We start from the raw sequence: 12963 nt of genomic DNA on the forward strand, positions 1-12963 counted from the left end.
GGCCGGTCGGGCAATCTTGGCAGTGACAAGTTCTGGCCCGGTCGTCGAGGCCGGGGGAGCGTCGAGGGGGATGTGCCATGTCTGAGAACGTCACGGTGAACGGTGTGGGTGCGGCAGAGGACCGGCGTGACGGCGTCGCGCCGGGCGAGGTCCGCCGGATGTGGCACCTGCTGGAGCCGCTGCACGCCGTCTTCTACTACGCGCCGGAAGCCTTCGAGGAGGCCGCCGCCCTGGGATACGACGTGGCGGAGCGCTGGCCGAGCTACTTCGCCTACCGGGCGGCCCCCCTGGGGGCGGCCGGAAGCGAGCGAGTGGCCTCCGCGTTCTACAGCTTCAGCCCCCGCATGGTCGCCGAACACATCGAGCCCGCCTGGAGGACCGCGAGCCCCGAGGCGGTGCTGGCGGCACGGGACCGGGCGATGGACCGGGTGTATCGCGGGATGTTCGGCGAGCGTGCGCACAGCCCCGAGCTGGTCGAGGCCGCCGCCTTGGCCCGCCGCGCCGCGGAGTCCGTGAGCACCGCCGGCCGCCCGCTGGCCGCGGCCAACGCCGAACTGCCCTGGCCCGAGCCCGCACACCTCCAGCTCTGGCGGGCGGCGACGATCCTGCGAGAGCACCGCGGGGACGGCCACCTCGCGGCCTTGCTGGTCGCGGACCTGGACCCGGTCGAATCCCTCGTCTCTTTCGCGGCGATAGGCGCGGCATCCGTGGAGCGCTTCGCGAGCCGAGGCTGGTCCCCGGCCGAATGGGCGGCTGCCCGTGACCGTCTCGCCGCACGCGGACTGGTCGACTGCGACGGTACGGCCACGGAAGCCGGCCGGAGTCTGCGCGCGGAGGTCGAGCGTCACACCGACCGACTGGCCGCCGCGCCCTGGCGGTCCCTCGGCCCGGCGGACAGTGCGCGCCTCGCGGACCTGCTGGGCGAGTTCTGGGTCGCCGCGATCGGCTCGGGACTGCTGCCCTCCGAGACGACGCTGGGCATAGGCAAGGTGTGAGCGCGGAACCGGCGCCTGCCCCCTCGCCTTACCCATTGCCCCTTACCCACGCGGGCTACGGTGTCGGCCGGAGCGGGCAGGGAACACAGGCAGGGCAACCGGACCGTAGCAACCAGCAAGGACAGTGAGGAGGGTCGCGTGGTGCGTCTGAGGGGTGGGGTGGCCGTCGTCTCCCTGGTACTGGTCGCCGCCGTCAGCGGCTGCGAACCGGGCACCGAGGGATCCGCAGGGCCGGCGGAGAACCCCGGCGGGAGAGGCCCCGCCCTCGCCGCGGCGGAGTCCCTGACCGTGAAGGGGCGTGCTCCCAAGACCGGTTACGACCGGGAGGAGTTCGGCAGCCCGTGGGCCGACACCGACTCCAACGACTGCGACACCCGAGACGACATACTCCAGCGCGACCTGGAGAAGGTGACGTTCCGGGACGGGGACTGCCGGGTGGCCTCCGGTGTGCTCGACCCGGACCCGTACACCGGGGAGGACGTGTCGTTCGTGCGGGGCCGCAGCCAGATCGACGTAGACCACATCGTGGCCTTGTCGGACGCCTGGCAGAAGGGCGCCCAGCAGTGGGACGACAGCAAGCGCATAGCCCTGGCCAACGACCCGCTCAACCTCCTCGCGGTCGACGCGGGCACCAACCGGAGCAAGGGCGACGGTGACGCGGCCACCTGGCTCCCGCCCAACAAGGAATACCGCTGCACCTATGTGGCCGCCCAGGTCGCCGTGAAGAAGAAGTACGGCCTGTGGGTCACCTCGGCCGAACAGTCCGCGATGAAGCGGGTGCTGAGCGCCTGCCCCGACCAGAAGCTCCCCAGCGGCGGGAACCCGACGAAGGCCCCGGCCCGCTTCCACGCGGACTGAGGCCACCCGACGGGCCGGGACCCCCGGGGACCCGTGCGGGCCGTGCCCGCTCCGAGCCCCCGGGGTGTCACGTCAGCTCCACTCCTTGTCCAGGTCGATGACCTTGCCCTTGGGGGCGTCGGCCGGGACGGGCTTGTTGTAGTCGGTGAAGCTCATGTCGCCCGGCTCCTTGGCGGACTTGCTCACGACCCGCAGGAGGTACGGCTTGCCCTTGGTGGCGACGGACAGGGTGTAACGGTCCTTGCCGTCCTTCTCGTGGAGGAGGATCGCGGGGGTGCCGTCGACCGTGGTGGTCTTGCCGCGCTCGGCGTCGGAGTTGGTGTCCTCGAAGTCGGCGAGCACGGTGTCCAGGTCGCAGAAGCTGGCCATCTCCTTGGAGTCCTTGGCGGTCGCGGACGTCTTGGTCCACTTGCCGGCCAGCATGTCCACGATCATGTCGGTCTCCTCCTTGGAGGAACCGCCGGCCTGGGCGCGCAGGAACGCCTCGTCGTACTTCATGTAGATCGTGTCGCCGGTCTTGATCAGGTCGGCCTTGCCGTCCTTCATGCCGATCGTGCCGGCGCAGTCGCCCTTCTTGTTGAGGGCCATGTCGAGGTCGATCGTGCCGCCGGCGCTGTCGTCCTGGATCTCGCCCTTCATCCGGAGCGAGTCCGCGTCGGAGGTGGCCTTCACGGCCTTGTCGGCGATCTCACCGCCGCTCAGGCCGGAGAACGGCTCGTTCGACTTCTCCTCGCCGGGCAGGCAGCCGGTGAGCGAGAAGGTGGCCGCGGCGGCGATGCAGAGAGCGGCGAGTGCGGTGCGACGCATGGGAGGTCCCCCCTGGGATCTGATGTGTGAGCGGTGTCCCCGCCGCACACGGGCACGGGTGTGCGTGCGGCGGTGGACATGAGCGGTTGAGCGGTGTTCTCGGAGCGGTGGGCGGTGACGTCCGCCAGTGAAAGGAGGTGTCTGTCAGTAGGCGCGGGTGGCGAGTTGCTCGCCCGCCGCGTCGTAAACCGTGACGCGGCCCCGCTCGTCGTGCTTCCAGTCGGCGAAGGCGGCGGCGATCAGCCGGGCGGGGCGGGTACCGCCGCCTGGTGGGCCGCCGGTGAAGTCCGTGAGGACATCGGCGGAGTCTGTCCCGCCCGCGAGCGGTGCGGGTCTGTGCACCGCGGTCACATGCGAGACAGCGGCTCTCTCGGCGATGGTGCCGTGAGTGTTCACAAAGGCTTTGAATCGGTCGACGGATCCCGTGCCGTAGGCGGCGCTGTCACCGGTCTCGGCGTTCGCGGAGACCACACCGATGACGAGGAGACCGACCGTCGCATGCAGTGCGAGCTGGGTCTTCATGCCCATGGGCGGGTCTCCTTTCCTGGTGGACGGCCGCACGACGAGGTGTGACCACCCGAGGCGGGCGGCCCGTCGTTCGATGGGTCAATCACAGCAGAGCTTGTGAACCGAGTCAACACGGTTCACGATAGCGAGTGCGTACACGGCGTGAAGCGGTAGATCTTGCGTGCGTCGGTATGCTCAACGCCACACACCAGGTACGAGGGGAGCCGGGCGCGTGCAGGACAACGGGACAGAGGTCACCGCCGCGGAGATCGCGCGGCTCGCCGGCGTCGGCCGCGCCGCCGTCAGCAACTGGCGACGTCGGCATGCCGACTTCCCCAGGCCGGTCGGCGGCACGGAGACCAGCCCGTCCTTCGCGCTGACCGACGTCGAGGAGTGGCTGCGCAGACAGGGCAAGCTCGCCGAGGTCCCGCTCAAGGAGCGGGTCTGGCAGCAGGTCACCGGCCACCCGGACGGCCCCGTCGCGGCCCTGGTGCACGCCGGCTGCGCCCTGCTGTACCTCCACGACCGTCCCCTGGCCTGGCTGGAGTTGAGCGCCACCTCCGACGACGAGGAGTTGGCGGGCCGGCTGGCCGAACAGCTCGCGCAGTTCCTCCCCCCGCGCTTCGGCCCGGACGGCGAGCCCGCCGTGCACCTCCCCGCGGCCACCGACCTCCTGCCTTCGATCCCGCTGCTGCGCGGCGCCACCGAACTCGCGGCGGACCTGGGCGCGCGGCAGACCTTCGAGTTCCTGCTGGCCCGCCATCTCGACGCCAACCCCCGCCAGTACACGCTCACTCCGGGCGAGCTGGCCGAGCTGATGGCCGAACTCGCCGGTCCCGCCCGCTCGGTGCTCGACCCGGCCTGCGGCACCGGTGCCCTCCTGCGAGCCGTCGCCCCCCGCCCCGGCCAGGAGCTCCACGGCCAGGACAGCGCCCCGGAACTGGCCGCCCTCACCGCGCTCCGGCTCGCCCTGCGCACCAAGAGCGTCATCCGCACGGCCGCCGGGGACAGCCTCCGCGCGGACGCCCACGAGCGCCTCAGGGCGGAGGCGGTGCTGTGCCACCCGCCGTTCAACGAGCGCAACTGGGGTCACGACGAACTCGCCTACGACCCGCGCTGGGAGTACGGCTTCCCGGCCCGCACGGAGTCCGAACTCGCCTGGGTGCAGCACGCGCTGGCCCGACTGGAGGACGGCGGCACCGCCGTCCTGCTGATGCCGCCGGCCGTGGCGAGCCGCCGCTCGGGCCGCCGTATCCGCGCCGACCTGCTGCGCCGCGGCGCCCTGCGCGCGGTGATCGCCCTGCCGGTCGGCGCGGCACCCCCGTACAACATCCCGCTGCACCTGTGGGTGCTGCGCCGGCCGGGCCGGACGTCCGCCCCGCCGGAGCTGCTGCTCGTGGACACCGGGCGACTCGGCGCCGAGGGGCGCGGCGGGGTCGACTGGACCGCCGTGAGCGCCGCCGTGCTGGAGGCGTGGAAGCCGTTCGACCGCAGCGGCGAGGTGGTGGAGCGGCCGGGGCTGAGCCGTTCGATGCCGGTCATCGAACTGCTCGACGACGACGTGGACCTGGCGCCCGCCCGGCATCTGCCGCCACCGGCCGCGGGCGGAGGCGCCGCGGAACTCGCCGCCGTGCGCGAACGCCTCGGCGAGACCCTGCGGCTGACCGCCGACCTCACGCCCCCGCTCGCCGACGCGACGCAGCTCCCGCGCTGGCCGCTCACCACCGTCGGGGAACTCGCGCGCGGCGGAGCCCTGTTGCTGCGCACCGGCGGGAACGGCCCCCACACGCGCGTGCTCACCGACCACGACGTCCTGGCGGGCACGGCGCCCTCGGGGACCCTCACCGAGACCGGTGAGGAGCCGGTGCTGCTGGAGCGGGGCGACATCGTCGTGCCCGTCCTCGGCGGCGGCGGGGTCGCCCGGGTCGTCGACGAGGACACCGCCGGGGCCGCCCTCGGCCGCAACCTCACCCTGCTGCGCCCCGACCCGGCGGCACTCGACGCGTGGTTCGTCGCCGGGTTCCTGCGCGGCACCGCCAACAGCCGCCAGGCCAGCAGTTACGCCTCCACCGCCAGCCGCCTCGACGTGCGCCGCCTCCAGCTGCCCCGGCTGCCCCTGGACCAGCAGCGCCGCTACGGCGAGCGGTTCCGGGCGCTGGCCGCCTTCGAGGACACACTCCGCGAGGCGGGCCGACTGGGCGCACGACTCGTGCGCGGTATGTACGACGGACTGACGGACGGCACGGTCTCCCCGGACTGAAACGACGAACTGCCCGTACGATCAGGGGGTTCCGCCGAACAGTCGTGTGGATCCGCCGGGACGGCCGACACGGGTCCACCGGACGGAACCGCTCCGCACCGGGACGGCGTGACCAGGACCGCAACGGTTGTCCACAACCCTGGACCGCTTGTCGTGGTCGACCGATACGCTCGGAACCGACATCGCAGTCCACTTCCACCAGGCCCTCAGGAGCAGCCATGCACGGCCACGGCTACGCGCCGCAACAGCCCCCCGGCCCCTCGCAGGGGGCGCCGGTCACGCTGCGTGTGATCTTCGTGGTGGTCACCGTCATGAGCTGCGGCCTCCTCGGCTGGGCCAGCCTGCTGCGACTGGCCTCCGTCACCCGCAAACCGCTCGACTGGTTCCTGTTCGCCCTGGCGGTCGTGCACATCGTGACGACGCTCTACATCCTGGGCAGCGACCCGGGTGAGGAGGAGTTCACCACCTGGCGCGGCGACGTCGGCATGTCGATGCTGCTCATCGGCCTCGCGGTCACCGTCGCGTACTACCTGTACGCGGACATACGCCACTTCAGCCCCGCCCGCCCGGCCCCGCCGTCGCCGTTCGCCCAGAGCACCGTCTACTCCCAGCAGACGGGCTACAGCTACCCGCCGGTCCAGGCCCCGCAGCCCTACACCACGGCACCGCAGCCGCCCGTGCGGGCGCAGCAGACGCCGATCCCGGGGCCCCCCGTCCAGCCGCAGCCCGCCCCGGACCCGCAGCGTCCCGGCCCCGCCCGCATCGACCAGGTGCGCGCCGAGCTGGACGAGCTCAGTGACTATCTCCGCAGGAACGAAGGAGACCGGTGACCCAGGGGACCGGCCGCCTGATCACCGGCCGCTACGAACTGTCCACGCTCATCGGGCAGGGCGGCATGGGCCAGGTGTGGACGGCGTACGACCAGCGCCTCGACCGGCGGGTGGCGGTCAAGCTGCTGCGCCCGGACAAGGTCGCCGGCCAGGAGGCCGACGAACTGCGCCGCCGCTTCGTGCGCGAGTGCCGGGTCACGGCCCAGGTCGACCACCCCGGCCTGGTCACCGTGCACGACGCGGGCAGCGAGGGCGAGGAGCTGTTCCTCGTCATGCAGTACGTCGACGGCGCGGACCTCTCCGACCACCTCGCCGAGCACGACCCCTACCCGTGGCAGTGGACGGTCGCGGTCGCCGCCCAGCTGTGCGCGGTGCTGTCCGCCGTGCACGCGGTGCCGATCATCCACCGCGACCTCAAGCCGCGGAACGTGATGGTCAAGCAGGACGGCACGGTCACCGTCCTGGACCTCGGCGTCGCCTCCGTGATGGACACCGACACCACCCGCCTCACCCACACCGGCTCACCCATCGGCAGCCCCGCCTACATGGCCCCCGAGCAGGCCATGGGCGGCGCGGTCGGCCCGTACACCGACCTGTACGCCCTCGGCGTGCTGATGCACGAACTCCTCAGCGGGAACGTCCCGTTCACCGGCTCCACGGCCCTCGGCGTCCTGCACCGCCATCTGTACGAGCCGCCCGTCCCCGTCCGCCGGGTCCGCCCCGAGGTCCCCGAGGCCCTGGAGACGCTGGTGCTGCGCCTGCTCTCCAAGGACCCCCAGCACCGCCCCTCCTCCGCGCAGGAGACCTACGAGCAGCTCCTGCCGCTGCTCCCGGCGCGCGGCATGCCCACGGGCTCCCCGCTCGACCCCACCCGCCCCTTCCTGCGCCCGCACGCCCCCTGGCCGGACCGTGCCCGCATCCCGGCGCCGCAGCCCTCCGCGGCCCCGGCGGAGGCCCCTCCGGTCGACAAGCCCGATGTCGCGGGCGCGGTCGACGAGGTCAAGCGGCTCCTCGGCGAGGGCCGTATCACCCAGGCCGTCGACATCCTCGGGGCGATCCTCCCGGCCGCCGCCGCCCAGCACGGCGAGCACTCACCCGTGGTGCGCACCCTGCGCAAGCAGTACGCGGCCACGCTGATGGACGACGGCCAGTACCGCCGCGCCCTGCCCGAGCTGCGCCGCCTCGCCGACGAGCGCGCCGCCGAGGCGGGCCAGGCCGACCCGCAGTCCCTGCGCTTCCGCTACGACTGCGCCCAGTGCCTCGAACAGCTCGGCGAACCCGCGGCGGCCCTCGCGGAGTACCGCTCGCTGCTGCCGTACTTCGAGAACCAGTACGTGGGCGGCGACCCCGAGCTGGCCCTCGACGTCCGGCGCCGCATAGGCCACCTGCTCCTCGCCCTCGGCGACCGGGGCGCCGCCCACGAGACCCTGGGCCGCCTCCTGCTGGACGTGGAGCGGCTGCGCGGACCCGGCCATCCGATGGCGGGGGAGATCCGGCGCACCTTGCAGTGGCTGGGGCAGGTACGCGGCTGACACCCGACGCCGGGCGTATGTTTTGCGCCGCCTTGGCCGAAGTTTGCCGCATCGCAGAGACGGTGTTTCCCGAATCAGGAGCCGCCGCCGCTTAGCTGTGCACACACAGAGCGATCAAGAGGTGGGGCCACTCATGTCCGACGAGACGACCAGCCGCAGACGGTCCGGCAAGCCGAGTCACCGGCAGTCCCGGAGACGCCGGTACACCGCCTGGGCCGCGGCCGGGGCAGCCGTGCTCGCCGGCGCCGGAGTCGCCGCGCAGAACTCCCTCGCCACGACCACCGCCTGGCCGGCCGCCAAGGTCTACACGGGCCGCGCCTTCGACACCTGCACGGCACCGTCGCTGTCCGCGATGAAGGCGTGGCACACCGGCTTCTACGGCGCGGCGGCCGTCTACATCGGCGGTAAGAACCGCGGCTGCGCCCAGCCCAACCTCACCGCCTCCTGGGTGAAGTCGGTCAACACCCTCGGCTGGAAACTCGTCCCGCTCTACGTGGGCGCCCAGCCGCCCTGCCAGACCGGCTCCAGCCCCGAGGTGATCACCGCGTCGACCGCCGCCTCCCAGGGCGCCGCCGACGGAGCCGACGCCGTCGCCAGGGCCGCCGCCCTCGGCATGAAGCCCGGCAGCGCGCTCTACCTCGACATGGAGGCGTACGACATCACGAACACGGCGTGCAACGACGCCGTCCTCACCTACGTCCGGGCCTGGCACAAGGCGCTCGGCGCCAAGCAGTACCGCTCCGGGTTCTACGGCTTCAGCAGCTCCAGCGCCAAGGCGGTCGCCACCGCCACCGACCGCACGAATCTGCCGGGCAACCTCTGGTACGCGAAGTGGGACAAGGTCAACACCACGACCAGCGACTGGCCGTACGCCCCGACGCTGTACACCGGCCACCACCGCGCGCACCAGTACATGGTCAACAGCAAGGAGAGCCGCGGCGGCTACACGATCACCGTGGACCGTGACGCCTGGGACGCACCGGTGGCGATCGTCGGATAAGCCGCACAGCCGGACGGCGGGTGTGGTCCCGCGGAGGCCACGGGGAGACGGGCGCGGGCCGACGGGGGCGGCCTCGCGGTGCGGCGGTGCCGGAAGTCGGTGTGAATCGTTGGTCGAATGGCTGGCCGAGAGCAGGGCCACTGCCTACCATCGATCACCGCAAGACCTTGTGCACCGTCGCACAATCTCCTCGGGAGGCCAACTTGCACCGCCGCCGTCGCACCGCGCTCGTCCTCTCCGCCGCGATCGCCGCCGCGGCTCCCCTTCTGACCGCCTGCGGGAGCGACGCGCATCCCGGCGCGGCGGCCGTCGTGGGCGGCGAGCGGATCACGGTCGCGCAACTGGAGAACCGGGTGAACGACGTGCGCACCGCCCAGCGCGCCGCCAGCGGGGACGACGCCCAGTACCAGCGCCTCGTCGCCCAGACCGGCACCCTCACCCGCAACACGCTCAACGGCATGGTCCTGGAGAAGGTCCTCGACCAGGCGCTCGACGACGCCGGTGTGACCGTCTCCCGCAAGGAGGTCCAGAAGTACCGGGCGGAGCTGGAGCACGAGGCGGGCGGTTCCCGGGCGCTGGAGGCGGCCTGGCTCCAGCAGTACAACGTCGCCCCCGAGCACCTGGAGGAGAGCCTCCGCAGCGACGTGGAGGTCCAGAAGCTCGCCACCGCGCTCGGCGCCGACATGAACAGCCCCGAGGGCGGCACCGTCTTCTGGAAGGCCATGGCCGACGCGTCCGAGAAACTCGGCGTCGACCTCAACCCGCGCTACGGCTCCTGGGGCGTCGCCCAGGACGGCCGCCTCGGCATGGCGGACTCCAAGACGCCCTGGGTCCGTGAGGTGACGAAGGCGACCCAGCAGCAGCCGACCTGAGCCACCCGGCGAAGACCCGAGCCGCTGGACAGCGGGCCTGTGGGCACCGGGCCTGTGGACAGCGGGGCTGTGGACACCGGGCCTGACAGCGGGCCTGTGGATAACTTCGGGGGTCGTCGGTGACGTGGGTTACGTTCGTGGGGTGAACGCACACCGCCCCCATGACGCCCCCGACACCGCGGCCCCCGCCTCCGGCCCCGGCCGGGTCGTCCTGCTCACCACCAGCCACCGCGTCGCACCCGGCCTGCTCTCCTGGCCCGCCTGGCAGGCCCTGCGCGACGCCGACCGCGTCCTCTGCGCGGACGAGGCCCACCCGCAGCTGCCGTATCTGCGCGAGGCCGGCATCACCGTCGAGCAGGCCGCCCCCAGCGCCGAGGACCTGGTCGACGCCTGCGCCGGCGACCGGACCGTGGTCGTGGTGGCGACCGCCGAGGGCGAACCCCGCCTCACCGACGGCCTGGCCCGCCTCGCCGGTTCCGGGCGCCTGCGGATGCCGGCCCTGGAGCTGCTCCCCGCCTCCTACGACCTCCCCGGTGCCCGTCTCCTCGACCTGATCCAGGTCATGGACCGCATCCGCGCCGAGTGCCCCTGGTCCTCCCGCCAGACGCACAAGGGCCTCGCCAAGTACGGCATCGAGGAGGCGTACGAACTGGTGGAGGCGATCGAGGAGGGCGACCGGGACGAACTCCGCGAGGAACTGGGCGACGTCCTCCTCCAGGTCGTCTTCCACTCCCGTATCGCCGAGGAGGACCCCGAGGCGCCGTTCTCCATCGACGATGTCGCCGCCACCATCGTCACCAAGCTCATCCACCGCCACCCCCATGTCTTCGGCGACGCGACCGCCACCACACCGGAGGAGGTCAAGGAGCACTGGCTGCGCACCAAGGCCGTCGAGAAGCAGCGTGAGTCGGTCACCGACGGCATACCCCTCGGCCAGCCCGGCCTGGCCCTCGCCGCGAAGCTCGCGTCCCGGGTCCGCACGGCGGAGCTGGACGTCCCCCTCCCCGCGGGCGACGGCATCGGGTACGAGCTGCTGGCGATGGCCGTACGGGCCGAGGCCGCCGGCGTCGACCCCGAAGCGGCGCTCCGGGCGGCCGCCCGCTCGTACCGCGACGCCGTGCGGGCCGCTGAAGGGCTGAACGCTTAGTACCGTTGTTCTCACGGGTGGTCGCGACGCGTGGGGGCTTGAGTGGGTCGGGAGTCGGACGAGGAGACCGGGGGCAAGCGGTGGGTGAAGGCCGGCAGCGGCTCCATCGCCGCCGGGGGCAGCATCGGCAACGCCTTCACCGGCAGCGTCAGCAACGGCTTGTTCATCCAGGCCGGCCACATCGGCCACCTCTCGCCCGGGCCCTCGACCGACGAGCGCCCCGCCGGGTTCCCCGAGGACCGCGCCGGCGCCGCCGAGCACGACCGCTACGGCCGGGTGCTCGACCCGGCCGCCTGGCGGCCGGTCGGCGAGGTGGAGCCCCTGGAGTTCGGTGTCGGCCCGACCCGGCACATACCGGGCCAGCCCGACGTGCCGCCGTACGTGCCGCGCGACTGCGACGCGGACCTGCGCGCCAAACTCGCCCACAGCGGGCTGGTGCTGGTCCTCGGCGAGCGCTACGTGGGCAAGTCGTACACCGCGTGGCACGGGGTGCGATCGCTGGAGGGGTACCGGCTGTACGCCCCGGACCCCGGGGAGGACCTGCGGGCGGTGCTCGCCGCGCTGAAGGGCGCGCCCGGCAAGTACGTCATCTGGCTGGACGAGTTGACCGACCACCTCGGCGAGGACGGGCTGGACCGGAGGCTGCTGGGGCGGCTCGTCGGCCTGGGCGTGGTTCTGCTCGGCACGATGCGTTCCGAGGAGTACTACCGGCGCCGGATGATGAGCGACCCCATCGGCCTCGCCCTGACCAAGGCCCGCACGGTCGAAGTGCCGCGGGAATGGAGCGAGGACGAGCTGAACCGCCTCAAGGACCTCGACGACCCGCGCGCGTACCCGGCGTACATGTGGAGCGGCAAGGAGGGCGCCGCGTCCTACTTCGCGATCGGGCACACCCTGTACGACGAGTGGCGGCGGCCGGGGACGAAGGTGGAGCACCCGCGCGGCCAGCTGCTGGTCCGGGCCGCCGTCGACCTGGCGCGGTGCGGAGTGCAGGGCGCCGTACCGACGGAGCTGCTCAGACAGGTGCAGGAGCAGTACGGCACGGAGGAGCGCGAGTCGTTCGAGGATGCCCTCACCTGGGCCACGACCCGTATGTTCGGGGTCTCGGGCCTGCTCGTGGCGGGCGAGGAGCACCGCACCTGGCGGGCGTACGGGGCGCTCGTCGCGGGGGCGGAGGCCCTGCGCGCGGAGGATCTGCGCGCCGAGGACCTGGAGCCGGTGCCGGACGCGGTGTGGTGGCTGCTGCTGGACGCGGCGGAGGGGGGCGCGGGGATCGACCGCGAGGCCGTGCTGGACGCGGCCCGCGCGGCGCTGCGCCCGAGGATCGAGGCGGGCGAGCCCGACCTGCTGGTCGCCCTGGCCGAGCGTGTGGGCGGGGACGAACGCGCGGACCTGATCCGCCGGGCCGCGGAGGCCGGCCACCGTGGGGCCGCCGAGGAGTGGGCGGCGCATCTGGTGGAGGCCGGTGACGAGGTGGCCGCGATCCGGTACCTGGAGATCGCCGCGCAGGGCGGAAGCGTCGACGCGGCGCGGGAGGCGGGGCGGTTGCACCGCGAGCGCGCGGAGGCGCTGCTGCGGACGGCGGCCGAGGCGGGCGACGGGGCGGCGGCGCACGAGCTGGGCACGCTTCTCCGTGGGGGAGACCCTCACCAGGCCCTTCACTGGCTGACTCGCGCCGTCGAGGCCGGTCACACCGACGTCGCCGCCGACCTGGGAGGTCTGTTCCACGACTGGGATGACAAGGAGGAGGCGGAAGCCTGGTACCGCCGTGGCGTTGCTCAAGGGGATACCGACGCCATGCACGACCTCGCGTGTCTGCTGGACGAGCGAGGAGGCCACGACAGAGAGGTTGAACGGCTTTTCCGCCGTGCTGTGGAGAACGGGCATCAGGGGGCGTTCGCGAGTCTCGGGTCCTATCTGGCGGAGAAGGGCGCTGTCGACGAGGCTGAGGCACTCATGCGGCAGGTTGCTCTCGAAGGGCATTCGGAGGCCACGTACCAGCTGGCGCTGCTGCTCGACCGGCAGGGCAGGAAGGACGAAGCCGAGGCATGGCTGGGTAAGGCCGCCCGACAAGGCCACTACTACGCGAGGAAACGGCTCGCGGAGGCTCCCACCCCCCAGCCCGACCGGCCCGATACCGTCGACGAGTGACCAA

Annotated in this window: 11 protein-coding genes; 9 read left to right on the plus strand and 2 right to left on the minus strand. The window is 72.6% G+C overall.

The genetic code is table 11. From position 1 onward, the window contains the following. Window positions 1-158 precede the first annotated feature (158 nt). Both ACZ4Z2_RS04215 and ACZ4Z2_RS04220 read left to right on the plus strand, forming a co-directional pair. On the plus strand, window positions 159-995 hold the full coding sequence (locus tag ACZ4Z2_RS04215) for an SCO6745 family protein (RefSeq protein ID WP_468072339.1): 837 nt from the start codon (window positions 159-161) through the stop codon (window positions 993-995). 138 nt (window positions 996-1133) lie between these two features. Next, on the plus strand, window positions 1134-1853 hold the full coding sequence (locus tag ACZ4Z2_RS04220; protein WP_468072150.1) for an HNH endonuclease family protein: 720 nt from the start codon (window positions 1134-1136) through the stop codon (window positions 1851-1853). Between the two features lie 72 nt (window positions 1854-1925). Here the strand turns inward: ACZ4Z2_RS04220 and ACZ4Z2_RS04225 are convergent, their stop codons facing one another. Next, window positions 1926-2660, minus strand: coding sequence for a hypothetical protein (locus ACZ4Z2_RS04225; protein WP_468072152.1), 735 nt, complete (start codon window positions 2658-2660; stop codon window positions 1926-1928). Between the two features lie 144 nt (window positions 2661-2804). Next, complete coding sequence (locus tag ACZ4Z2_RS04230; RefSeq protein ID WP_468072154.1) at window positions 2805-3188, minus strand: hypothetical protein; 384 nt, start codon at window positions 3186-3188, stop codon at window positions 2805-2807. Window positions 3189-3399: 211 nt separating this feature from the next. Here ACZ4Z2_RS04230 and ACZ4Z2_RS04235 point away from each other — a divergent pair, with 211 nt between their 5' ends. The 7 genes from ACZ4Z2_RS04235 (at window position 3400) to ACZ4Z2_RS04265 (ending at window position 12959) form a co-directional block, all read left to right on the plus strand. Then, complete coding sequence (locus ACZ4Z2_RS04235; protein ID WP_468072156.1) at window positions 3400-5427, plus strand: N-6 DNA methylase; 2028 nt, start codon at window positions 3400-3402, stop codon at window positions 5425-5427. Between the two features lie 218 nt (window positions 5428-5645). Next, window positions 5646-6257 carry a hypothetical protein gene (locus ACZ4Z2_RS04240; RefSeq protein WP_468072158.1) on the plus strand — a complete coding sequence of 204 codons (612 nt, stop codon included), beginning with the start codon at window positions 5646-5648 and terminating at the stop codon, window positions 6255-6257. Between the two features lie 38 nt (window positions 6258-6295). Then, window positions 6296-7789, plus strand: a complete 1494-nt coding sequence (locus ACZ4Z2_RS04245) for a protein kinase domain-containing protein (protein ID WP_468072341.1) — start codon at window positions 6296-6298, stop codon at window positions 7787-7789. 133 nt (window positions 7790-7922) lie between these two features. Then, a complete protein-coding gene (locus ACZ4Z2_RS04250; RefSeq protein ID WP_468072160.1) occupies window positions 7923-8789 on the plus strand; it encodes a glycoside hydrolase domain-containing protein in 867 nt (288 codons plus the stop codon). A gap of 203 nt (window positions 8790-8992) precedes the next feature. Next, window positions 8993-9661 (plus strand): SurA N-terminal domain-containing protein, encoded by a 669-nt coding sequence (locus ACZ4Z2_RS04255; RefSeq protein WP_468072162.1) that lies wholly within the window; start codon window positions 8993-8995, stop codon window positions 9659-9661. A gap of 142 nt (window positions 9662-9803) precedes the next feature. Beyond that, window positions 9804-10808: a nucleoside triphosphate pyrophosphohydrolase gene (locus ACZ4Z2_RS04260; protein ID WP_468072164.1), complete on the plus strand. Its 1005-nt coding sequence runs from the start codon at window positions 9804-9806 to the stop codon at window positions 10806-10808. 42 nt (window positions 10809-10850) lie between these two features. Then, complete coding sequence (locus ACZ4Z2_RS04265) at window positions 10851-12959, plus strand: tetratricopeptide repeat protein (RefSeq protein ID WP_468072166.1); 2109 nt, start codon at window positions 10851-10853, stop codon at window positions 12957-12959. Window positions 12960-12963 lie beyond the last annotated feature (4 nt).

It is taken from the genome of Streptomyces sp. NPDC030183, assembly GCF_055573455.1.

What these genes read in the sequence shown, in the direction of transcription:
- ACZ4Z2_RS04240 (WP_468072158.1), top strand. Translation starts at nt 5,646, where the DNA reads ATGCACGGCCACGGCTACGCGCCGCAACAGCCCCCCGGCCCCTCGCAG.
- ACZ4Z2_RS04215 (WP_468072339.1), top strand. Translation starts at nt 159, where the DNA reads ATGTGGCACCTGCTGGAGCCGCTGCACGCCGTCTTCTACTACGCGCCG.
- ACZ4Z2_RS04250 (WP_468072160.1), top strand. Translation starts at nt 7,923, where the DNA reads ATGTCCGACGAGACGACCAGCCGCAGACGGTCCGGCAAGCCGAGTCAC.
- ACZ4Z2_RS04230 (WP_468072154.1), bottom strand. Translation starts at nt 3,188, where the DNA reads ATGGGCATGAAGACCCAGCTCGCACTGCATGCGACGGTCGGTCTCCTC.
- ACZ4Z2_RS04225 (WP_468072152.1), bottom strand. Translation starts at nt 2,660, where the DNA reads ATGCGTCGCACCGCACTCGCCGCTCTCTGCATCGCCGCCGCGGCCACC.